Raw genomic sequence first — 24,167 nt, 5'->3', positions numbered from 1 at the left:
ATATGTTTTTTTAGCTATAGTGAGGAATGAACATGACAAACGAAAAAATTGATGAATTAAAAACTCAAGCAAATGAATTAGGTAATGATCTGAAATACAAAGCGAAAGAAGCTCAGTTGCAAGGCGAGAAAGCCGTTGATGATTTAAAGCATTCAGCTGAGGAATTAAAGTTGAAAGGCGAAAAAGCTTTAGATGACTTGAAGAAAGATGTATCTGAGCAAAACGAGGAAGGCAAACAAGCATTCTCAAGTAAAGTAGATGAAATCAAAGCCAAACTTGAAGATACACAACACAATGTTCAAGATAAGTTTGATCATTTGAAAGAAGAAGCAGGTCATAAGTTTGATGATGCAAAAGCAAAAGCTGCTGAATTGAAAGATGAAGCCTCTGCGAAATTTGATGATCTCAAAGCTCAAGCAGGTCATAAGCTAGATGATCTCAAAAAAGCGGCATCAGACACATTGAATAAATTTAAAGGCTAACCTTAATTTATTTTTATTAATGTTTTCTCAAGCTCATATTCTGAAAAGAAATAGGCTCTAAAAAATGAGCAATTATCTTTTAGATATGAGCTTCAACTTTCTAATACTGCTACACTAGCCACACTCAGTGATACGTTGATCTGTTTTTGGAGTAAACAAAATGTCGTGGCTTTCTTCCTTAAAATCTGTTTTTTCACCAGCGCAAGAAGTAAAGGAAGATGATATTCAAACTGTTCTCCAAAATTATGTTCTACCTAACTCTAGCAACGCTTTAAAAGATCGCATTAGCCAAGTGAATGTAGAAGGTCGAGTGTTACAACTAACGATCAATACCTATCCTGAAGAAAAAGATTATTTACAACAGATCCATGATGATCTCGCTGATGCGTTAGAGAAATGCGGCATTCAAGAGTTGAATCTACACATTATTCAACAGAAACATGCAGCTCATGGTGAAGCAGGGCATAGTTGTTCATCTAAACCCAAAGCTGAAAATAGCAATCTTCCACCTGTGATGGATGCATCTCCAAAAGCAGAAGTTGATCCAAACAATCCACCGATTCAAAAAGCAGCACCACAGCAACGTGATGTAGCGGCGCATCCTCGTATCCAAAATGTGATTTTGGTGTCATCAGGCAAAGGTGGGGTAGGTAAATCTACAACAACTGTAAATCTTGCACTTGCATTACAAAAGTTAGGTTTAAAAGTTGGTGTTTTAGATGCTGATATCTATGGGCCGAGTATTCCAACAATGTTGGGTAATGCAGGTAGGACACCTCTCATCGAAAATGAAAATTTTGTTCCTATTGATGCCTATGGCATGGCGGTTTTGTCGATTGGACATTTAATTGGTGCACATAACACACCTGTCGCTTGGCGTGGTCCAAAAGCAACAGGGGCATTAATGCAATTGTTTAATCAAACTCTTTGGCCTGATTTGGATGTGCTTGTAATTGATATGCCACCTGGTACAGGTGATATTCAACTTACACTGGCGCAACGTATTCCAGTGACAGGGGCTGTGATTGTAACAACTCCACAAAACGTTGCACTTATGGATGCAACAAAAGGCATTGAGCTATTTAATAAAGTTAACATTCCTGTGTTAGGTGTGATTGAGAATATGTCTACGCATATTTGTTCTAACTGTGGTCACGAAGAGCAAATTTTTGGTACGGGTGGTGGTGATCAGCTTTCTGAACAATACGAGATTCCATTGCTTGGACGTTTACCTTTGAACGTTCAAATTCGTGAAAATGCTGATAACGGTAAACCAAGCGTTGTTGCCCAAGATGAGGCAGCAGATAGTTATATGAACATAGCGCAAGCCGTTATGGTGCAAATGGATAAATTACCCAAGCGCCAACGTGATGATAAACGCATATTTTAAATGACCGAATAAAGCCCAGCGAATAAAGCTGGGTTTTTACTATTTGATTAAAAAAGTTATTTATTTAATTGTTTTAAAATAATTTATAAATCTAAAAATTGGTATACAGATTGCTTGTAAGCTATTTTAACAAGTCTATAGGCAAATCATGTTGTTTAAGCGAATCATGGCCATCACAAGCGTTTGTAGTGCATTATTCCTTGGAGGATGTAATGATGATAACAATCAATCATCAAACTCTTCATCTCCCCAACCACAGCAACTACAGCCAATCATTATACAAGGTGCATTGCCTGTAGAGTCTGAAAGCATGGCTGCTAAACTAGAGAATGTAAGTGTTGAAACCATTGGTGGTTGGAAGTTTTGGAAAGGAACATACAAGAGCTATCCAGTCATTATTTCTAAAACTCGAATGGGCATGAGTAATTCGGCTGCTGCGACCGCAATTGCAATTCAGCGCTATCAACCAATTGCTATCATTAATCAAGGAACGTCTGGTGGTCATGATCCAGCATTGCATGTATTCGATATTGTCTTAGGCAAATACACAACCAATATCGGGGCATTTAGAACGCCTAAACAACCTGTTGGTGGAGGTTCAGACTCACTGACGTGGAATGAAGCATTTGATGTGTTACCCGATGATGAATCAGATCCTGAGCCAATTGCGATCAGAAAATTTGAAGGGGATAATGACTTACTGCTTGCCGCTTATAAAGCCAAAGTGAGCTACACAAAAGGTCAAGTTGTTGAAGGTACGATTGGCTCCGCAGATGTGTGGAATAATGAGCTTGATCGAATTAATTTTTTCCATACCCGATATGGAACTTCTGTTGAGGAAATGGAAGCTGCTTCGGTTGCACAGATTGCTCAACAATTTAATGTTCCATTTCTAGGTATTCGTATTTTATCCAATAACATTACCAATAACGGAGCATATGACCCTGCAACTGGAGAGGCGTGTCAGGATTATGTTCTCGATGTGGTAGAACAATATATGAAAGCGAAAAGTCAAGCGAATTGATTGTTAATAGAACAATAAGGAGGGATTGTTAAGCGGTCTCTTCTTTTTGATATTTAGTTCTTTTTTTCCAGCTTCTAATGACAAGAAAACGCCAAATAACATGGGTGAGGACATAGAAAATAATTGCAAATAATATGGCTTCAATCACTAAACCAGACACTAAAATTTTCGCTAAACTAAAATCAATATGACCATGGCCAAAGTTTTTAATCCAATTTACGATTTGGTGAAGTACACCGAGTAGCATTTCTTTATTGATCATGTTGACATGGTAGATCTTAGTACCAAACCAAAAGCCTAGATAAAGAATGGGAACCACTGTAAAAGGATTGGTTAACCAAGCCATGCAAAGACCGATTGGTAAATTTACCTCAAACCAAAGAACAGTCAATATAATAAATAAACTGTGAAATGGAACAGGAAGAATCCCCCAAAATGTTCCAATGAACATTGCTTTTGCAATCGAGTGACGATTCACATACCAAAGTAAAGGATTTAAGGTACTTTGCCCAAAAATGCGCATAAACTTGAGTTGAGCAACTTTCTCTGATGAAGGAAGCCACTTATGAAAAAATTGCTTAGGCATAAAATATTGGCGAGTAGAAGAATGGAAATAGTGTGATCAACTGATTATAAAATAGCACTTTTTGCTTAGGCCTAGCTTAAATTTCATGCTAAATCTTAATCTAATCAGTAAAATGTTATTCAAAAATTCACGGTAATCGTACTTTAAATATACACAGATATCTAGGTGACTGTTCAGTAGCGAGCTACTTGAAATTTATAAAGATGAAATAAAATAAATAGTTAAATAATTGTAGTGAAATTAACGTTATAAGTGCTTACAGTTATTTTTTTGCTATAAAATTGTAATTGAATTAATCTCAGAGAATCCTTTAGTGAGGTCATTCAATGATTTCATGGTTTTTCATTGGTTTAGTTATAACCATATTATTTACTCCTGGCCCAACCAACACATTATTGGCATCATCTGGTGTTCAGGTTGGTGTACGCAAATCACTTTTACTTATTCCAGCTGAAGCATTGGGTTATATCGTTGCTATAACAGCTTGGGGTATGTTGATTGGCAAAGTATCAACAGCTTTACCATTACTTCCCACCTTTTTAAAATTAATGAGCGCTGGCTATATTTTGTATTTGGCGATTAAGCTTTGGCGTACAGCGAATCAACAAGTGGCATTAAATCAACCAACTATTCGCCCACGTGAATTATTGTTTGCTACGCTTTTAAATCCTAAAGCTTTGTTGTTTGCCTCTGCAATTTTTCCAGCAGTTGCATGGAAGAGCCAAGACATTTACTTAGTACATATGAGTGTTTTTGTTGGTTTGATTTTGCCGATTGCTCTGTTTTGGATATCTGTTGGAGCAATGTTGGCGACCAATAAGGTTAAATGGCTTTCACAATCAAAATTACAACGCACAGCATCTGTCGTGCTCATTAGTTTTTCAATCCCGATCAGCTATTCTGCATTAATCAATTTATAAAGTATCTCTGCTATTCTGCCTATCAGGATAGCAGTCTTATTTTCATTAATGATGATTTACGTTAAAGTACCTGCCAATCATTAATTTAGATTTTGGAAAAAAGTCATGGCAATAAAATCTGATCGTTGGATTCGTGAAATGAGCGAAAAACACGGCATGATTGAACCTTATGCAGAGAATCAAGTTCGTTATGGTGAAAATGGCGAAAAGTTGATTTCTTATGGGGTGTCGAGCTATGGCTATGATGTTCGATGCGCACGTGAATTCAAAGTATTTACCAATGTTCATTCAGCGATTGTTGATCCTAAAAACTTTGACGATAAAAGTTTTATTGATATTGAATCAGACGTTTGTATCATCCCACCAAACTCATTTGCCTTAGCGCGTACCATCGAATATTTCCGTATTCCTCGAAATGTACTTACTGTTTGTTTGGGTAAGTCGACTTATGCACGTTGCGGTATTATTGTAAATGTGACGCCGTTAGAGCCTGAGTGGGAAGGTCACGTTACTTTAGAATTTTCCAATACTACAAACTTACCTGCGCGTATCTATGCGGGTGAGGGTGTCGCACAAATGCTTTTCTTTGAAAGCGATGAAGTATGTGAAACATCATATAAAGATCGTGGTGGCAAATACCAAGGTCAGACAGGCGTGACTTTACCGAAGACCTAAATTAAAAAACCCATCATTTGTAAATGATGGGTTTTTTAATTTGATGATTTTTAAAAATTCTTCATTCATCATAAGAATTGTTCAGACGAATGAAGCTAGCAATTAATAAAAAATAAGATACAATCATTATAATTTGATTTGTTTTTGTACAGGATCACGGAAATTACTACTGCTATATAAGTGAGTATTCGATCAAACAGAAACAAGTAATAAAAGAACATATGGAAGTTTTAACACGGAGGTCGTTATGCGACGGTTTAAGTCTCTACATTTTGCTATGTTGGCGTTGGGTAGTGTATGCCTGAATTTTGCCTATGCGTCCTCCGAAGGTTTGCAGAGTCTGAGTGATAGTGAGATGTCTGCTACAACAGGACAGGCATTGATGAGTTTGTCATATATATCTCCAACAGATAGTGCAAATTTAATGAGGAATATTAGTGGCTCCAATAATATAGGATTCTATAAATTAGGGCTTGAAGCTGAATTAGAGTTGAATGCTAACATAAAGAATTTACAGCTAGGTTGTGGCGGGCAGAATGGTGTTGGAGGCTGTGATATTGATATTAAAAATCTAGCATTGAGTGGGCTTCCAAATGGTGGGAACTATGACATTAATGGGAATGCTGTTCCGAATGGTGGTTATGATATAGATGGTAATCCAGCCTATTCGGGGGATGGACGTGCTGCTACAAGTGCTAAAATTAGTAATCCTTTCTTGGAGTTTGCTATTAAAAACCCAAATAGCGCTTCAACCCGTGAGGTCGTTGGTTTTAGAGCTAGTGCTGAAAAAATAAATGCTTTGTTAACCGCTGGTTTAACTAATAATGCATCGCCATCTACTACTGATGGAATTCAGTCGTTAAGTGGCTTTATGAGATTTAGTCCAACAACAGGGGAAGTGACAACAACACCGGGATTGTTTGGTAAAACTAACGACCAACGTATAAGTGGAAAACTAAATGCTTTAGGTTTTAATCGAGACTGGGTTTCAGATCCTGCTAGTAGTGATACATTGGGAATTTCGATTCCATCCGTGACGGCAGGATTTTTAACACCAGCCTTTCAGGTTAATGGTAAGCGTCAAACAGCTGCACGTATTGATAATGTAACGGCGAGTGTTGATATTCCGTTGGACCAAGGACCTAATAACCAGCTCAAAGTGGATTTTGACTGTATCTTAGTTATAGCATGTAAGGCGAAAGTTAAATTGAAAGAGGGGTCAAGAATTGAAGGACTACCTTTAAATGTTAGTTTTGAGCAATCTTTAAGTATGATTCATAATATACCTTTGACAGGTACAGGCGGCTATTTATCCTTACAATTACAAGATTTATTATGGCCAGGCAATTATATTGATGGAGCTGATGTTGGAAAGACCTCTTTATCTAATTTTACTCAAGCTAGTGATATTGCTAGAGCTGGGTGGTGGATGTCATTTGCTGATCCTGTAAATTTAGGTTTGTTAAAAGGTCAAAATCCAGTGGATGTATCTGCTGTTTATCCTCAAGTTGCGACGAAAGCTTCTGCTTTTTTGAATCAAGAATCTCAACGCATTTATGTTCCAGCTCTTGATTCTATTGGTACTTTATTTGGAATTACATTGACTACTCCGGACCCCATTATAATTGATTTAAGTGATGCTACACCTGCCACACTTTCTTTATCTAATGTACAGCTAAAAAATCAAGTGCCAAAATCAAACTGTTATGGAACATTAAAATTCTGTTAATTTGCTTACATTTTAAAAAAGCAGCCGAGGCTGCTTTTATTATTTCAAATTGGGAAAAGAAGAATGATAAATCTACGAGGAATGAATAGGGTTGTAGTTGTTGGTGGTGGGACGGCAGGTTGGTTTGCTGCATTGCAACTTAGACAATTGTTTAGTCCATCTGTTGAAGTGATGGTAATTTCAGCACCAGAGATACCAATCGTTGGTGTTGGTGAAGGTGGAGTTTTGAACTTGCTTTCGGTATTACATGATTTGAATATCGATTTAAAAGATTTTATAGAACAAACGGGATCTACGCTTAAATTGGGGTTTCGTTATGAGCGTTGGAGAACAGGCAAACAAGAAGACTATTATTATCATCTTTTCCCACTGCCAACGCCTGATTTTGCTTGGAATGAGTTTGGATTTAACCCTTATTTATCTGGATTATTTAATCATGGCATAGATATAAGTCGCTATATGGCCTCTTATCAATTTAGTGAAGATCGTAAACCTTTTCATGAGGTTCTACAGATTTTATTAGATGGAAAGAATAATTTTGGCGCATCTCTACATTTTGATACTTTTCGGGTGGGTCAATATCTAAAAGAAATAGCATTATCAAGAGGTATTATTCATGTTGAACAAAGGGTTCATGATTTTGAATTAAATCCTCAAACAGAATATGTCACAGCTATTCAGCTCTTGGATCAAAAAATTCAGTGTGATTTTGTGGTAGATGCTTCGGGTTTTTCTCGGTTATTAATTGGGAAAAAGTATCAAAGTGGTTGGCATTCATTTGCTGATACTTTACCTATGAATCGAGCATTACCTTTTCATTTGCAACATCAAGATAAAATTGAGCTAGTGACACGTGCAACGGCTATGAGTTCAGGATGGGTATGGCAAATTCCGTTGCAGGAAAGGATTGGAGCAGGCTATGTATATCACGATCAATTTATTACAGATGAACAAGCGCAGCAGGAAGTAGAACAGTGGTTAGGAGTGAAGATTAGTCCAGCTCAGCCAATTGCATTTGAGGCTGGCTTTTATGAAAAAGTATGGATGAAAAATGTAGTGGCTATTGGTTTAGCCTCTGGATTTATTGAGCCTTTGGAGGCTACCTCAATTGGGCAAATGCTTAGTCAGTTACAATTAATGATTTCATTTATTCAAGAAAATCATGGGGTGATTTCCCAGCAAAATATAGATTTTTATAATCGACAAAATAGCCAATATTGGAAAGGTATCTGTGATTTTATTCGTATGCATTATGACACTGGACGCAAAGATACCCCTTTTTGGCAATATATGTTGACAGTCCCTCAATCGCAAAGTTATCAAGAGCTAAAAAAATGCTGGGAACATCGAACTCCGCGAGATATTGACTTTGTGGAGCATAGTATGGGCGGAATGTCGATGTTTAGTGCTGCTAGTTGGTTTGCTGTGGGTGCTGGGGTTGGGGTGATCAAACCTGAGGCAACTTCAGCAGAGCTCTATGCATTGTCAACAGAAAAAAAGCAAAAATTAGCTAAATATTTGCAACAAATAAAACAGCAATTATTTTTATGAAAATAAGACAAAGAATTTTCAATGTTATTGATAATTATAGTTTTCAGTGATTTTATCGATGTTGTTGTATTTTCATCTATCGGAAAAATGTAACATTCGACTGGTTTATTTTGCTTTTGTGTAATTCTTAGGCATAATTAAAAATGAGATTACCTAGGCGAAATTTGCCTTTTATCTCGAGTGATGCTCGGAGGCACTCTTTTTTATAAAGGGGATAAATCACTCAGAGGGATTGAGAAAAATAACGATGATGCGGAGCATCGTGTAATAGGAAGGTCAAGATGACTACACTTCATACGGTATCATTCAAACGAACTGTTTTGGCAACGTTAATTAGTTTGTGCATAAGCAGATATGCTTTTGCGTTGCAAGAAATTTCCGATGATGCTTTAAGCCAAGCGACTGGTGAAGGCGTTGCAATCTTACCTACAGATTTTTCATTTGTACTCCGCGGTGATAAAACGGGTAACGAAATTTCTCTAGCAGATCGTAGTAAAGATACAGGGTATATTCATTACATTCCAGTTGGTGGTTTGACATCCCTTAGTCAAGATACAAACAAAGATGGTTTAGTCACAAGTGCAGATCACTCCGTTGGTAAAGCAGATTTATATCTGTATGGTTTAGCTTTGTCTAAAAATGATAATAATATAAATAATCGTTTTGGCTCCAAAATTTCAAGCTGGGGAACTGCAAATAATCCTTGGATTTTTAAAGCAGCTACAGCAAGCAATGTACCTGATTTTGCAGGCAGTAACGGTACAATTACATATTTAAACTTTGAAGCGCCATTATATGAGACTGGTACAAAAACAGGTTTAGATGCCTATAATTTAAAATTAGCGTTGTGGGCAGATGCTTTTGTTCGTGACCAAAGTAAAGCTGAAGGAGATGTGGATCAATTTAATCTTGGTGAAAATTTTAGCACGACAGCTACTGGGCGCGCTAACCGCTTACGCTTACAAGCGATAGCGAATGGTTTTAGTATGAATGGAAGTAATTTACAAGTTTTCCAAACATTAGGTGGTTCAAATAATAATAATGGTATGAGTGCTTTTTATAATAATACATTAGGCATAGCTGGAGTTCTACGGTTTAACAGTGGTGATGCTCAAGATCTAAAAGCAACTTTTACGGATACAGAATTAGGTAGCGTTGGCACACCATCTGCATGGACAACTATTCACAATGGGCAAGACTCAGTACTAGGTACGTCGAAAACAGCATCAACTGGTAATTGTGGTAACGCAGGAACAGGAGCGTTTAATAGTACATCTCCAGGTTGTTTGTTTATCGTGCAAAAACAGACACGTACTGATACGCGTCAAATCAAACGAGTGTGGAGTGTTCCAACTAATAGTGTCTTAAGGTTAAGTACGCGAGAAACAACGGATACAGCAGGTTTGAGTACACCAGCGCTAAATGGTACTGGTGCACCGACTTTTGATGCAAATGAAGGTGTATTTATCTATAATCCGAACATTAATCTTGTGTTAGGAAATTTATTTCAACCTGTTATTTTGGGATCTGATGGGAAGAATTTTAGTTTAGAGATTGCTCGTATTCCAAACAAACCAGAAATCTATAAGAAAATTTACACTGACTATTCTGGTACAGATGCGACTTATTTAGGTTCAACTTGTAATGTTTACCAGTGTGGTACGAGTGAGATCAGTGGCTATCAAGGAGGGTCTCCACGTACCAATTATTCTACAACTGCTCTCTCGAATAAGAAATTAGCAACGCATAGTAGTATTAGTATTGGTTCTGTTTATAGTTCAGATGGAGGTAAGACGCTCACAGCTTATAAAGGTACTGCTGGCGTGGATGATGCGGTTGGGATATCTTTTGGTAATTTGCAAAATCCAAATGGTTTTATTAGTAATATCACTACAAATACAGCATCGCAAATACGTTATGCACAACGTGAGATGAATACTTCAACATGGATCACTAATAGTAGATGCACTAGTACATCATGGGGAAGTTGTAATGGTGTAACTAATACCACGGGTTCTTTATATCAGTGGCAGTATTATAATGGTTCAGGATCTCTAATAAATTCAGTTAATGGTTGGACCAATACACCAACCAGTGCAACATTATGTACGAATGGTGGTTCAACAACATGTAATAACAGTGCAGCAGTAACCACAACACCTTTATATGGAACCGTTGCTAACCGTACATGGTCAGATACGGCACTCAATGGAGCAGGTTGGCGGACTGCTGCTAATGCAAACCTAAATAATTTTATTGGTTCATCTAATGGAACAACTGGTTATGTGATTCCAGCAACAAATACAGCCCCAGCTCCAATAGTACCTAATAATAATATGGGTTCTGCTGTAATCGATGGTTTGTTGATTCAACATATGAAAATAACGACTACTGGTCTGTAAAGGGGGCTTAGTAATGAAAAAAATGATCGCTTTGCTCTTATTCTGTACTGCAAATTCATCTTATGCTGAATTACAAGCTTTGGATAACCAAACCTTGCAATCGATACAAGGTCAAGGTGGGGCTGATTTATCTCTTAAGCTATCTATGAATCATAATATTTTAAGTGACGCTGATTTACTTGCAGGGGTTGCTCCTACATTTAATTGTGATCCTGCTCGCTTGGAGTATTGTCGATTAGCGATTTCTGTGAATAAGCGGTTTGTACAACAAGGCACAGCAGGTGCAAATGATCCAGTTTGGTCGATGGCTGCTAGTGATCCCGATATAAATAACAAAGGTCGTAAGCTTTGGGTTGTTTTTAAAGGTTTACAGGGAACAATTAATATTCAAAAAATTGGTTTAGATGCCATAGACCTACAATATACTGCAAAAACTGGTGGTAGTACTGTCACTAAACCTGTAATGCAGTTTTCGTTTGATGGTACAAAACCAATTCAAATTCGTAATTTTGGTTTTAATGCTTTATCTATCGAGCAGGATACTGGTACGGTTCTATCCTATTATGATACAAGTGGAAAATTGATTGAGGGAACAACGACAAATCCCCAAGATTACGGTTTCTTAAAAACAGGAACTTATAGTGCTGTTCCACAAAGTACAGGTGCTAATGGTACAACAGCCAATAATTATGATGTAGGACGAGAAAAGGGTTTCCTTGGTTTACAAATGAATGGCAACCTTGCAATAGATGGAAAAGTCCAGATTTTTGCATGTAGTAATCATGCTCGTTGTTAAATTTTATTAGTTTCAAAGGATTGAGCAATGAAAAAGAATAACCAAAAGCTACATAAAAAGTACTTCGTACTCACTACTTTAGCTGCAAGTGTTTTGTTGGTTAGTCATCCTTGTTATGCTTTGGAGGCGTTGGATGATTCATCGATGCGCAGTGTAAATGCACAAGATGGCTTGCATATAAATTTAGATTTTAAAGAATTGAATGTAGGTAAGTTCTTTTGGGAAGATAATGCGGGTCGAGGTAGTGCTGGAAAATCTGCAGATACAACTTTACGAGCAGAAGCTGAAAATTTTAAAATCCAATCTAACAGTTCAACACCTAGTGTAAGACCTAATATAGATCTTCAAATGAATACAGGCAGCGAAGCAAATAAAACGGGTTTAGACTTCGATTTAAACGTTGCGCCTATCTTGATCAGCATGAATAAGTTTAAAGTATGTGACGCGGCATCATGTGGTACTCCTGTAGGTGATATTGCAGTACAAACTAACTCAGATACCAGTATTAGTTTTAAAACACGTGATGGTCTTTTTAGTAAGGATGGTCAGAGTGAACTAACATTTGCTTCAAAAAATGCCAGTATATATCTAGGACAGACGACAGGATTAGCTCCAAGTCAAACTCTAAATCAATTAATTCTAAAAAACTTTAACTTTAACTTTTTTGCGAAAGGCGTGATGTATGTAGATGGTACAGAAGGCTTTATTGTTAGAACAAATGGTGCTAGTGCTTCTGATGCAGTTATTAACTACAATGCTGATGGCTCAGTAAATGTAGCTGCAAGTACTACACCGAGTTTAACACATGGTTATGTTGATTTTACTCGTGTAACAGATCCTGCTAATTCTGGAACTATATCTGGCAACACTTATTCTTCGCCAGCAACTAATTCTGGTTTAAACCTAGAATTTATGTTGAATCGTAATGTAAACCCAAATAATAGATATTCAGTAGACACAACTAAGACGCCAATAAATGGTCAAACTACATCAGAAACAGCCAAGGGTCTAATTCGCTTAGGTGCAAGTGGGCGCATGGTTAATGGTTCAATACAAGTTAGAGGGACAAATACGAACAGTAATGATGGATTTACTCGAACTGATCCTATTTATAATGTGGCATCTAATCAATTTGGTAGTCCTGACAATACTAATATTTTAGGTAAAGCAAATAATGCTGTTACGGCAGCAGGAACGCAGAACATTATTGGTAATACCGGTATTGCTTTTCGTATGAAAGCAGACTTTACCAAAAAAAATGATCCAATGTTGGGTGGGGATAATAGCAAAGCAACAACTTTAGAGATAGGCGGTGCTGGATTTAATACTTATGGTTTTGAGTTTGGGGAACTAACTGGGTTGAATCTCAGAAATCGTGGTTCATTTGATACAGGTAATGTTTATCTCAATCTTGTAGATACAAAAACAGTTTTTTTACCAGCCAATAAAGCATTACAAACTAGCCGTTATTGGAATGGTTCTTCATCTACGACATTAACCACTGATGCGGATTATATTCAGACTATTCATAATGGAACTACAGATCAAAATCCGTATGCCATGCTTACAGCGATCAGAGGTGCAGAGTTCCAAGCTTTTTCACGGAGTGGCCGCTTTACAAATAGTGCAAGAACAACGGGAACAATAATTCCAAAAATTAATGATACAGCTGGTAATACATGGGGTCTAGCTTTACCGTTTTATGATTTAAATGCAAATTTAGCAATGTATGGGACTACTGCACCAGCAGATGCATATTATTATGATTTAAATGGAACTCGATACACTGTTCTGGCAGGTTCAGAACGTCTAGGTTTTTCACTTGCCATGAGTACTACAGGTATGAATGGAAGTACTGATACTACGAAGCAAAAAACGACATCAATTTTATTACTTGACAACGCAGATACAAACTCAGTGCGTTATATTGGTCTGCGTAATATAGATATGCTCCTTAAAGGAACGGGTACGATTGGACTTGAAAATGGTAGTTTCAATGCGAGTTTAAAAGATATCTTAATTATCTTATCTGCACAAATTGCAGGGGGATATTTACCAGGTGCTGTATATAAAGGAACATCTACAGCAGCATCGGCATCTTCAGCTGATTTCTCTAATAATAATGACGTTTTACTTTCTACTAAGCTCCGTTTAGATGGTAAAAAATTAGACTTATCTCTTATCCCAAATAGTGAGTATACCAGTACAGATGGGAGTCGTTTAAGTGTTGTTGGTGAGTTAGATCTTAAAGCTGTAAAAGATGGTGGAAAAAGCTCGATTCAGTTAAGTGACCCTCTGGATGGTTCTACAGTAGGTTTTGATAATATTGATGGTAAAGTTGCTTTCAATAATGCAATTATTATTTCACCAGATACAAGACAAGCGTGCCCAGCTGCAGGTTGTGATGGGATGGTTTCATTCAAAGCAGGTTTAACATTTAATCCCGCAGGGACAACAGGGGTTGGTGCAACTGGTGCAGCTACTAACGCTGAAAAAATTGCTGGAGTATTACGAGTTCGGGATTTGAATCTATACCCACCAACAACAGGTGCACAGCCACAACGCTTAGGTGAAATGGTATTGACAGGCGGTCGTATCACTGGGCAATTAGGTATTATTCCTAGAAACTAAGGATAGAGTGTGATGAATAAAAATAAGATTATAAGTTACTTATGTTTGTTGCTCAGTCCAGCAGTTATGGCTATGCAACCGATGGATGATCAAAGCTTATCTGTTGCGACAGGACAAGATGGCTTAAACATTAATTTAAGTACTCCGAAAATTGAATTTAAGCAATTAGCGGTTATTGATCCTGATGGTTGGGATACTAAAAGTGTGGCTGCTGCTGAGTATCGAAGCCGAGGTGCTTTAGTCCTTGCACAAAGCCCTAATTCGACACTCTCTAATCCTAGTATTACCGCGAAATCTAGTGGTGCCGTTACAAACTTAAATGTGAATGCGGTAATTGATGTTGATAAGGGAACTGGCACAAATGGTGCTTTCGCCAATATTGGATTATCTTTTGGCAATTTAGATGAGTTGGATGTTTCAAAATTTTCTGTTTATACAGCTGGTTCAAATGCCGTATCAGATTTTGGTATAACTTCAGCGGGTGTTTATACTCAGAGATCAATTTTTGGTGCTAGTACTGCAACCTTAACTACAGGGGTTAAAGAGCTGCTTAGATTGAGTGATGGTTTAAACATCAAATTTTTAGCAAGCAATAAGCCAAAGATGAACATTCAGCTTGGAGCTGCACCACAAAGCTATATGGTGCGTTTGGGGGGGGCAATAGATTCAATATGTGGAACTGGAACAGGTTGTAACATGATGCTTGTATCTAGTTATGCAACTGAAAGTGATCCAACAACCGCTCCTGTGGGAGCAAACTTTAAATTTCAAATGAAAGCATCAAATTCTAGTACAGGATTTCGCTTAGACAATTTTCATGCTGGAATTGAATCAGATGGTCTGGTGTTTGGGAATTATGTGGATAGTTGTTCAACTACGCCAGCTACATGTATTACGTCAGATTCGGTTGATTTACGTCTCAACGAGATCAAGTTTGGGAATGATATGACGACTATACCTGCTGTTGGCAGTAGCAATTATCGCTTTAATGGTTTGCAAAATAGTCCGATTGGAAATATAGGTTTTACTAATGCTTCGGTCACAGATTTGAAAATGAAGGTAAGTGGTCTATAAATATTGAGCTAATGAGTCCTTATATTTCTTTAACACCTAGAATATGAGGACTCTATTATTGCAACTTAAGAATTATAATGTTCTGCTAAGAATAAATATAATATGGAGCGTATCAAGTTTTTAAATAATCAAGAATTTGATCAAGCTGCTTCTCTTTTTTTACTTTTCCCCATAGCTCTTGTGCTTCTGGATAAGCTTTAGTCATCATCCCCAACCATTGTTTATAACGGCCAATCATTCCGATTTCTGTTTTATATTGACCACTCAAGAAACGTTGCTGTAATTCGACTAAATCAGACCATGAAAGAATTGCTTGGTCTTTATTTTGGCGGATACACAAAGTTAAATCTGGTGTGGTCACTACACCACGACCAATCATCAAGTCATGACAAGTAGACTGTTCTAAACAGGCTTTGGCGTCTGCATTATTCCAAATTTCACCATTCGCGATGACATTAATTTTTAATGCTTCGGTAATAGGTTGGATTTTTTCCCAATAAGCAGGAGGTGTATAACCATCTGCTTTGGTTCTAGCATGTACAGTAAGCCAGCTGGCACCAGCATCTTCAATGGCATGTGCATTGTCTAGGGTATGATCTTCATCTAAATAGCCTAAACGCATTTTTGCAGAAACGGGGATGTGTTTTGGGACAGCATCACGTACAGCTTTGACGAGTAAATGGACGGTTTCTGGTTCATCAAGCAGAACTGATCCACCACGGTGTCGATTCACTGTTTTAGCAGGGCATCCAAAGTTTAAATCAATTGCAGGAGCACCTAGCTCAACGACTTTTGCTGCATTAGCAGCAAGCATGTCTGGATTGTTGCCAAGAAATTGTACATGTACAGGCGTGCCAGCTGCGGTTTTACCGCCATTTTTCAGTTCTGGGCAAAAGCTATAGTAGATGTGATCTGGCTGAATGCTATCAGTAATACGTATAAACTCGGTCACGCACCAATCAAAACTGCCAACATAGGTGAGCACATCACGCATGATTGGATCAGTAAGACCTTCCATCGGGGCGAGTACAAGTTTCACGATTTTTACCTAGATAAGCGAAAACAGCGTTATACGCATTTTTTGGTAAGATGTCTATAAAATGATATGGTGTTCTACACAGGCTGATGTTGAGGGTTTACTGAGAAGTTAATCCATAAGTTTTCATCATCAAAGTTTTGCACATACAGTTTAATTTTTTGTTGAGGATAAATATTGTCTGTTCCTAAAATGGATTCGCAGTCTTTGTAGTTCACTAAACCCAAAAAAATTTCTCCATATTTAACAATAACACCTTGTGGATAGAAACAAACAATCTCTGTATCAATATTTTGATTGATGTGAAGTTTGCTTTTTAAGCTACCCCATGCATCTACATGTTGCGATATAGATTTATTCCAAAAACTTAAAAATTCTTCCTTTGTAATAAGAGATAATTCTTCTAAATGTTCTTCGAAGCTTCCTTCAGGTAGAAAAAAATTAGATTGTTCATTTATAAAAGCTGTATTCAAGATTATTGATGATGTGCTACAGATTGCTCTTAAACAGTAATGTTCCTGATCTAGTTCATACAGGATTATTGTCTTATCTATATCTGTATATTTATAGTAAGAATACATTATGATTCCATTTTAGAACGTTTCTATTAACGTCCTAATATCATTTCTAAAACAAATTTACTGCCGATAAATCCAATCGCGAGCAAGATAAAACCCGTTACGGTAAAGCGAATTGCCTTGCGCCCACGCCAACCGAATTTGTAGTGACCAATCAATAGAGCACCATATAAGAACCACGAAATAATACTGAATGCAGTTTTATGCGCGAGGTGTTGGGCGAAGAAATTATCTATGGTGAAGAAGCCAAATAGCAAGGCAACAGTTAATAGTCCAAAGCCTGTGATAATTAGATCGAATAGCAGGGATTCCATCACTTGAAATGGAGGGAGTAAATTGACCCAAATTCTTCTTTTTTGTTTTTTCTTGAGTTCACGATCTTGAAACCATAGTAAGACAGCTTGAATCGTCGCCATTAATAAAACGGCATAAGCAGAAAGTGATAAAATAATATGAAAATCAAGACCAATGCTATGCTGCTCAATCACTTGGTTGGCTTGGCTAAAAGCATAACCTAAAATTAAACCAATTGCGGCTACAGGTGTACCAATTAAATTTAACGGTAGAATCGGACGAATCAAACTTAGAACTAAACTTAACGCAAGCATTAAGCCAGACGTGAAAGAAATTAGATTAAACACATCATAATTGACGCCAATAGGGGTCACCATATCTTGGTAAAGAACTACTCCGTGAAGAGCAAGCCCCAAGACGACGATAACACCATAGCACCAAATATTTGGAGTACGTTTTGACATTAAATGGATAAACAGATACCAAAAAGAACTGGTATATGAGACCAGTGCCAAAATTGTGTAAACCAAGGGGAGACTGATCATGTCAAACCTTTTTTAGGAGGATGAATAATATTCACCATATAAGATATAAATTCGCTTCGAACTACAGTATCCTATAGCATTCTATGCATAAATTTTCTATTTTAAGAAAGATTTTTTTGCAACTAGCCATTTTAAGCGGATTTCGCAATGTTTGATACCTTAACAGAACGACTCACACAGAGTTTAAGAAATGTTACTGGCTCAGGGCAGCTGACCGAAGACAATATTAAAGATACCTTACGTGAAGTACGTATGGCACTTCTTGAAGCCGATGTGGCGTTACCTGTAACTCGTGAATTTATCGCGAAGGTTAAGGAAGAAGCACTCGGTCAGGAAGTTATGACTCAGCTCTCTCCTGGTCAGGCATTTGTAAAAATTGTCTATGATGAACTCACCAAGATGATGGGTGAGGCAAATGAGACCTTAGATTTAAGTGCAAAACCTCCTGTTGTTGTATTACTTGCTGGTTTACAGGGTGCTGGTAAGACGACAACTGCCGCAAAATTAGCGCGTTTCTTAAAAGAACGTCAAAAGAAAAAAGTGATGACCGTTTCTGCTGACGTGTATCGTCCAGCGGCAATTAAGCAGTTAGAAACAGTTTCAAATGATGTTGGTGTTGGTTTTATCCCATCTGAGGCTTCTGAGAAGCCGATTGATATTGTGAATCGTGCCATTGAGCAAGCGAAAATTCAGTTTGCTGATGTCTTGATTGTCGATACAGCAGGTCGTTTACATGTCGATGAAGACATGATGGACGAAATCAAAGAGTTACATGCAGCGGTTAAACCAACTGAAACATTGTTTGTTGTCGATGCGATGACAGGTCAGGATGCTGCCAATACTGCAAAAGCTTTTAATGATGCTTTGGCTTTAACTGGTGTGATTCTCACTAAAACTGATGGTGATGCCCGTGGTGGTGCAGCACTTTCTGTTCGTGCAATCACAGGCAAGCCAATCAAATTCTTAGGTATTGGTGAAAAACTTGATGCATTAGAGCCATTCCATCCTGATCGCGTAGCGCAACGTATTTTGGGTATGGGTGACGTCCTTTCTTTAGTCGAAGAAGTTGAACGTAAGATCGACAAAGAAAAAGCCGAAAAAATGGCGAAAAAATTGCAAAAAGGCGGTACCTTCAACTTTGAAGATATGCTGATGCAATTTGAGCAAATGAGCAAAATGGGCGGCATGATGGGCTTCTTGGACAAGTTGCCTGGTATGAGTAATGCGGGTATTCAGGACGCGATTGAAAAAGCAAATCCTGAAAAACAAGTTAAGCGTATGGAAGCGATTATTCAATCCATGACGGTTAAAGAGCGCCGTAACCCAGATTTAATGAATCCAAGTCGTAAAAAGCGTATTGCTGCGGGTTGTGGTATGGATGTTGCTGAAGTCAATAAGCTGATCAAGCAACAAGCACAAATGGCGAAAATGATGAAGAAGTTTGCGAATCCATCTGGTATGAGCAAGATGTTGAAATCATTAGGTAACATGCAAAAACAATTTGGTGGCGGAAATATGGGACCTCTATTTGGTAATAATGACCAAAAGAAATAATCTCTCTTCCATTAAAAAGGTGCTTTAAGCACCTTTTTTATTTGAAAAATAAAGTGTGTTTGTATGAAATTAATACAAAATATCTACATTAAAATAGAATAAAAAGAATGAAATTAAATTTAAATATATGTTTTATATTAATAAATAGTGTTGAGTATGTCACATAATTTAAGCGGTAAAGTATTTATTATGCATTCTGAGAATGCTGACCCCGAACAGCACTGGTATCTATGGTTGGATCATCAGTTAAAACGCTTAGGTGTTGATGTAGAACGTATTTTTTTGGCAGATGCAAATCATCCTGATGCTGAGGTTTGGCAGACTTGTCTTGAAGCACAATGCAATAATTTAAATGATCAGAGTATTGTGATTGCACATGGCCTTTCATGTCTCGCAACAGTGCGGTTTCTAGCAAAAAAGTTGCAACAGACAAATATAAAAGCAGGCTTATTTTTAGCAGGATTTAACGAGCGAGTACCTCAACATCCCGAATTTGATGCATTTGTTCAAGCGTCTAGTTTTGAGAGTGGAATATTAAGAGCCAACATCTTGCGACGTATTGTATTCTTTTCGAGTAATGACCCAGTTGTTCCAGTGCCATTAACTTTTAAATTTTCACATATGTTAAATGCCCAGTTGATTGAGGTTGCTCAAGCAGGGCATTTCCGTGCTGAGGATGGCTATGCTGAATTTCCTCAATTATTGGATATTCTTCAGACCTTACTCAAAGCTGAATTAAATTGAACATAGTGCTTCAGTCCTTTAAGTAATAGATCTGACTCTACTTGAGGTTGATAATGACTCAGGAATTTGGCAAATAAATGAGCATCACCACCTGTGAGAATAAGATGCTTAGGTGATTGCTGCATAATTTGATCAATCGTACTAATCAAACCCAATAAAATTCCATGATGAACGGCATCAACCGTATTATGGCCAGGATCTAAATTATCGAAGGCAGAATCTGGAATTTTAATTCCTTTAGTATTCTGAATCAGGGAGTCTCGTTGTAAGTATAAATTTGGCAGAATATAACCACCTAAATGCTGAAAGCCTTCAACTAAATCAATTGTTAAAGCCGTACCGCACCCGATAATACAAAAGTTTTGATCAACTTTCGCCATCGCGAGTACTTGTAACCAGCGGTCAATCCCCAATTGGCTCGGCACATCATAGCCACATTTCAGACCTGCATATTCAGCATGTACTTTGGCAAAGATCACAGGGATATTTAGAATATCCAAGATCAATTGAATACGTTGATTATTTTCAGGATCTAAAACAGAGGAAATACCCACGCGACTGAGATTTTGATGTCGGAAGTGTTGTATGAGTCCAAGCAATAAGTCAGCTGGAGACTGTAGATGTAACTCAGCAGCATGCTCAATTACATGATCTTGTTCAGTGATCCAGTATTTTAAGCGTGTATTTCCAATATCGAGCCATAAGCTTTTCATAACGGACTGCTTTCCTTATAGTGAAGCCAAGCGTAGACGGCCTTGATAAAATTGCTGTGCCTGATCAGTGTGGATAATCACAGCACCGTCATTGGATATTCCTTGAAAAATTCCCTGAACTTTACCTTTGGCATGTTCAAATTCGACTTCTTGATTTAACCAAATTGCATGATGATTAAAGCGTTCTGCCAAATTATAGCTGCCGTGCTGAAACCATTGTGCTGCTTGTTGAATAGCCGTGTAAAGTTCAGCAATCAATGTTAAACGATCAATTTGATGTAAACCTAACATTTCTAGAGAGGTGATCGGTTGATCTGCATTTTCAACTGGTGGGGTATTGAGATTTAAGCCAACTCCGATGATTGCCTGATGAGCAGAGAGTGGTTCGACGAGAATCCCGCCCCATTTCCCTTGTGGGCTATATAAATCGTTTGGCCATTTAACCTGCAACGTTAAACCGTGTAAGCTAGGCATCTGTAAAATATTCAGTGCAATTTCAAGTGCAAGGCGACCGTCGAGTGCTGTTTTAGTTTGAATCAGTGTGCTGAAATAAATATTCCCTTCAGGAGATGACCATTGACGATGGTGTTGACCACGTCCTTGCGTTTGTTGTGCACTGCACACCAGTCCTGTCGTAATGCCTTTTTGTGTAATTTCACGCATATCATCATTGGTCGATGTGGTGGTGGTTTTAAGTAACACCACTTCTGGAAATTGATTTTTTGCGTTTAATAATTGCTGTAACTGGCGAGTTGCGAAATCATCCATCATTTTTTACGAGTAGCGTGGTCATGAGTTTATGGAGTTAATCATATATTTGCTGATTGGTGCAATTGCTGGATTTACAGCAGGGCTATTTGGTGTCGGTGGCGGGCTTATTATTGTTCCAATTTTATATGTCGTTTTTTCTCAAATGAATTATGACCCGAATGTGATTATGCATATTGCAGTTGGAACATCACTAGCAACTATCATTGTAACGTCTATTAGCTCTGTGATGGCTCATCATAAAAAAGGGGCTGTGTTATGGCATGTTTTTCGTAATTTAGCACCTGGTTTAGTGATAGGTTCATTTCTGGGTGCGGGCGTGGCTGATTTAATGTCAGGTCAACACTTACAACTCTTGATCGGTGTGTTCGTTGTAGCAATGGCATTTAAAATGTTTAGAGGCGCGCATGCTGTAGTTGATCCCAATCGACATTTACCATCTGCACCTTGGCAGTTTGCCGCTGGTGGAGGAATAGGTGTTGCTTCTGCAATTTTCGGGATTGGCGGTGGGAGCTTAACCGTACCTTATCTGAATCGTCATGGCGTGGTGATGCAGAAAGCCGTTGCAACCTCTGCGGCGTGCGGATTGCCTATTGCTGCTGCTGGTGCTATTGGTTTCATGTGGTTTGGGGCTCAAGAAAAAATCGATGTGCCAAACACGATTGGTTATGTGCATGTTTATGCCTTTTTAGGTATTAGTGCGATGAGTTTTATCACTGCCAAATTAGGTGCGAAGGTTGCACATCGTTTATCACCCGCAATGTTGAAAAAATGTTTTGCAGGTTTATTAGTTTTTGTGGGCAGTTATTTTATTTATAAAGGGTTATTTTAAGCCCTTTAATTGATCAAACCATAGTGTACTTCGATTGTTGCAATTAATGTTTCGACCAATAGTAGAACATCATCCTGTTGGCGAGCGTCAATAAAAAACAATGGATAATTCAATGCTTTTTCACGCAGCCATTCTCTATACATAGAGAGGGTACGCTCTGGCTTTCGATCTATATGGCTAATGGCAATCACGATATTATTGCCGAAAGGTTGGAATGCTTGGATAAACTGATCTAAATCAAAGAGTGGATTTTCCGCAGCATGGTCAATCATTACAATCGTTCCAATCGCACCTTTGCAAATGACTGACCAAATAAAATCAAAACGATCTTGTCCTGGTGTCCCATATAGACCAACTTTTACACCATCATCTAAAGTGATTTCTCCGTAATCAATTCCTACAGTGGTAAGTAGCTTCTCATGTGATTCAATATCTGTATTCAGTGCTTCAGTACCGAGCACTTCGATTTCTGATAGAGCTTTAATCGCCGTGGACTTACCTGAACCCATCGTTCCACCAAAGACAATTTTATATTGATGTAAAATCATAATGTTGTCCTAAATTAAAAACCCAAACGATGACGTAAGCGACCAAATAGCTTCTTCATAAAGTGTTGCTCAGTCTCGTTATGTTGTTTTTTTGGTTGATAAGTCGTTTGATGGTCTTTAATGACTTTACCGTAGTTGGTTGCTAAACATGCGCCAATAAAAAGTCTAACGTATTGTTCTGACAGATTGAGTTGAGTAGCAACCGTTGTAATTTGTGCGCCTTGTGCGAAACAAGCAGACATTCTTAAAATATTTTGGCGATCAATTTTATTTTTTGGTTGTGGCCAAATTTCGAGATAAAAACTTGAGGTGGATGCAGGGCACAACTCAATAAAATCAGGTGATGACCAGATTAAATTCCATAGCCATTGTTTTAAATCTTGTTGTTGTGAATCCGTGATCCAAGATAAGTTATTTTGCGTCGCATAGGTGTAGTTAAGGCTTAGATCGGTCGATTTGGACTGATAATCTGGACTTTGCCATAACCACTCATTGCGAGGATCAGCAATTGCAAGCAAACCATCATTATTAAAGATCTGTATTTTACCGTTCTTAGGATTCTGAATTTCGTCTAATACATCTTTGATGTGTTTGTGTTGAATAGGCTTAGCGTTTTCAATAGCATCGAATTGCGGTTGATCTTTAAGCATAGGTGCACCAGAGAGCTTCTCATTGAGCCAATGATGCAGTGAATGAATGTGATTAATGGGTAAATAGAGGATATCATTTTCTATCAAACTGCTTTTTTCTATATTATTGATGAGTCTCAATACTTTGATATTACTATTTTTAATCAGGTTTTGAATATTGGGTGAATCCACAAAGATATGGTTAATCATCAGAATATCGAGTTGTGGTTCAGCAATATTGCTCCAATTTACTTGGATATGATTGGGAACTGCACTGATAACGCGTTCTTTCAACTCGTTCAATACTCTGAGACTCATCCCAAAAATTGCAATATTAACAGCTTGCTGAACACCCATGATGAGACTCATATTGAAGAACTGAATAATTCAGTAAAGATAAAATGTGTTTATTTTAATAAAAATATTATTTTATGTGATTTATATCAATAAAATTTTGGTGAGTGGTTCTATCTTTCAGATATTCGGTTAATCAGACTTTACAGACTTAACTTTTTGATCTTATTCGTAGAAAAATAAAGCTTCTGTTCAACTTTTTTAGAAAAAGCATGCTTTTTCATCGCGATTGGCTTAAAAAGCAATAAAATTGTCAGACAATGATATAGAATTTATGAGGCGAGATCAGTTAAAACAAAAAAGCGCAAACAG

22 protein-coding genes are annotated in these 24,167 nt (G+C 37.7%); 14 read left to right on the top strand and 8 right to left on the bottom strand.

All coding sequences use genetic code 11. The features are described from left to right. Positions 1-32: 32 nt before the first annotated feature. The 3 genes from IO68_RS22880 (at position 33) to IO68_RS22870 (ending at position 2,896) form a co-directional block, all read left to right on the top strand. Complete coding sequence (locus IO68_RS22880) at positions 33-482, top strand: hypothetical protein (RefSeq protein WP_004881255.1); 450 nt, start codon at positions 33-35, stop codon at positions 480-482. A 160-nt stretch (positions 483-642) separates the two neighbouring features. Continuing rightward, positions 643-1,872 carry an iron-sulfur cluster carrier protein ApbC gene (gene apbC / locus IO68_RS22875; protein WP_019385095.1) on the top strand — a complete coding sequence of 410 codons (1,230 nt, stop codon included), beginning with the start codon at positions 643-645 and terminating at the stop codon, positions 1,870-1,872. A gap of 148 nt (positions 1,873-2,020) precedes the next feature. After that, positions 2,021-2,896: a 5'-methylthioadenosine/S-adenosylhomocysteine nucleosidase gene (locus tag IO68_RS22870; RefSeq protein ID WP_023013057.1), complete on the top strand. Its 876-nt coding sequence runs from the start codon at positions 2,021-2,023 to the stop codon at positions 2,894-2,896. 28 nt (positions 2,897-2,924) lie between these two features. Here IO68_RS22870 and IO68_RS22865 read toward each other — a convergent pair whose 3' ends face one another. After that, a complete protein-coding gene (locus tag IO68_RS22865) occupies positions 2,925-3,482 on the bottom strand; it encodes a DUF2062 domain-containing protein (RefSeq protein WP_023013056.1) in 558 nt (185 codons plus the stop codon). A gap of 326 nt (positions 3,483-3,808) precedes the next feature. On the opposite strand from IO68_RS22865, the gene IO68_RS22860 reads away from it, so the two are divergent. The 8 genes from IO68_RS22860 to IO68_RS22825 all read left to right on the top strand — a co-directional run bounded on the left by IO68_RS22860 (position 3,809) and on the right by IO68_RS22825 (position 15,260). Continuing rightward, a complete protein-coding gene (locus tag IO68_RS22860) occupies positions 3,809-4,402 on the top strand; it encodes a LysE family translocator (protein ID WP_023013055.1) in 594 nt (197 codons plus the stop codon). Between the two features lie 105 nt (positions 4,403-4,507). Further along, entirely contained in the window at positions 4,508-5,077 is a 570-nt protein-coding gene (dcd, locus tag IO68_RS22855) for a dCTP deaminase (protein ID WP_004914176.1), read from the top strand. Between the two features lie 247 nt (positions 5,078-5,324). Beyond that, on the top strand, positions 5,325-6,806 hold the full coding sequence (locus tag IO68_RS22850; protein WP_031234766.1) for a hypothetical protein: 1,482 nt from the start codon (positions 5,325-5,327) through the stop codon (positions 6,804-6,806). Between the two features lie 63 nt (positions 6,807-6,869). Beyond that, entirely contained in the window at positions 6,870-8,357 is a 1,488-nt protein-coding gene (locus IO68_RS22845) for a tryptophan 7-halogenase (RefSeq protein WP_031234764.1), read from the top strand. Positions 8,358-8,638: 281 nt separating this feature from the next. Further along, complete coding sequence (locus IO68_RS22840; RefSeq protein ID WP_023013051.1) at positions 8,639-10,759, top strand: hypothetical protein; 2,121 nt, start codon at positions 8,639-8,641, stop codon at positions 10,757-10,759. A gap of 13 nt (positions 10,760-10,772) precedes the next feature. Continuing rightward, positions 10,773-11,555 (top strand): hypothetical protein, encoded by a 783-nt coding sequence (locus IO68_RS22835; protein ID WP_023013050.1) that lies wholly within the window; start codon positions 10,773-10,775, stop codon positions 11,553-11,555. Between the two features lie 27 nt (positions 11,556-11,582). Then, positions 11,583-14,186 (top strand): DUF6160 family protein, encoded by a 2,604-nt coding sequence (locus IO68_RS22830; protein WP_023013049.1) that lies wholly within the window; start codon positions 11,583-11,585, stop codon positions 14,184-14,186. Between the two features lie 12 nt (positions 14,187-14,198). Then, entirely contained in the window at positions 14,199-15,260 is a 1,062-nt protein-coding gene (locus IO68_RS22825; RefSeq protein ID WP_023013048.1) for a DUF6160 family protein, read from the top strand. 112 nt (positions 15,261-15,372) lie between these two features. Here the strand turns inward: IO68_RS22825 and IO68_RS22820 are convergent, their stop codons facing one another. The 3 genes from IO68_RS22820 to IO68_RS22815 all read right to left on the bottom strand — a co-directional run bounded on the left by IO68_RS22820 (position 15,373) and on the right by IO68_RS22815 (position 17,713). Beyond that, complete coding sequence (locus tag IO68_RS22820) at positions 15,373-16,299, bottom strand: tRNA dihydrouridine synthase (protein WP_031234763.1); 927 nt, start codon at positions 16,297-16,299, stop codon at positions 15,373-15,375. Positions 16,300-16,373: 74 nt separating this feature from the next. Next, positions 16,374-16,877 (bottom strand): hypothetical protein, encoded by a 504-nt coding sequence (locus IO68_RS0116870; RefSeq protein WP_031234762.1) that lies wholly within the window; start codon positions 16,875-16,877, stop codon positions 16,374-16,376. Between the two features lie 26 nt (positions 16,878-16,903). After that, positions 16,904-17,713: an inner membrane protein YpjD gene (locus tag IO68_RS22815; RefSeq protein ID WP_031234761.1), complete on the bottom strand. Its 810-nt coding sequence runs from the start codon at positions 17,711-17,713 to the stop codon at positions 16,904-16,906. A 147-nt stretch (positions 17,714-17,860) separates the two neighbouring features. Between IO68_RS22815 and ffh the strand changes: the two genes are divergently transcribed. Both ffh and IO68_RS22805 read left to right on the top strand, forming a co-directional pair. After that, positions 17,861-19,267: a signal recognition particle protein gene (gene ffh / locus IO68_RS22810; protein WP_004881228.1), complete on the top strand. Its 1,407-nt coding sequence runs from the start codon at positions 17,861-17,863 to the stop codon at positions 19,265-19,267. A gap of 156 nt (positions 19,268-19,423) precedes the next feature. Continuing rightward, complete coding sequence (locus tag IO68_RS22805; protein WP_023013044.1) at positions 19,424-20,011, top strand: RBBP9/YdeN family alpha/beta hydrolase; 588 nt, start codon at positions 19,424-19,426, stop codon at positions 20,009-20,011. On the opposite strand, the gene IO68_RS22800 is transcribed toward IO68_RS22805, so the two are convergent. After that, complete coding sequence (locus IO68_RS22800; protein WP_023013043.1) at positions 19,981-20,724, bottom strand: pantothenate kinase; 744 nt, start codon at positions 20,722-20,724, stop codon at positions 19,981-19,983. The two genes, IO68_RS22805 and IO68_RS22800, sit on opposite strands and share 31 nt — an antisense overlap. A 15-nt stretch (positions 20,725-20,739) precedes the next feature. Then, on the bottom strand, positions 20,740-21,492 hold the full coding sequence (locus tag IO68_RS22795; RefSeq protein WP_023013042.1) for a biotin--[acetyl-CoA-carboxylase] ligase: 753 nt from the start codon (positions 21,490-21,492) through the stop codon (positions 20,740-20,742). A gap of 31 nt (positions 21,493-21,523) precedes the next feature. Between IO68_RS22795 and IO68_RS22790 the strand changes: the two genes are divergently transcribed. Beyond that, complete coding sequence (locus IO68_RS22790; protein WP_023013041.1) at positions 21,524-22,324, top strand: sulfite exporter TauE/SafE family protein; 801 nt, start codon at positions 21,524-21,526, stop codon at positions 22,322-22,324. Between the two features lie 5 nt (positions 22,325-22,329). Here the strand turns inward: IO68_RS22790 and IO68_RS22785 are convergent, their stop codons facing one another. Both IO68_RS22785 and IO68_RS22780 read right to left on the bottom strand, forming a co-directional pair. Further along, complete coding sequence (locus tag IO68_RS22785) at positions 22,330-22,872, bottom strand: GTP-binding protein (protein WP_023013040.1); 543 nt, start codon at positions 22,870-22,872, stop codon at positions 22,330-22,332. Positions 22,873-22,886: 14 nt separating this feature from the next. After that, positions 22,887-23,858, bottom strand: coding sequence for a hypothetical protein (locus IO68_RS22780; protein ID WP_023013039.1), 972 nt, complete (start codon positions 23,856-23,858; stop codon positions 22,887-22,889). Positions 23,859-24,167: the final 309 nt, after the last annotated feature.

Origin of the sequence: Acinetobacter sp. COS3 (assembly GCF_000475335.1) — a bacterium.
Lineage (GTDB): Bacteria > Pseudomonadota > Gammaproteobacteria > Pseudomonadales > Moraxellaceae > Acinetobacter > Acinetobacter venetianus.
This window is presented reverse-complemented; position numbering and strand designations above follow the sequence as displayed.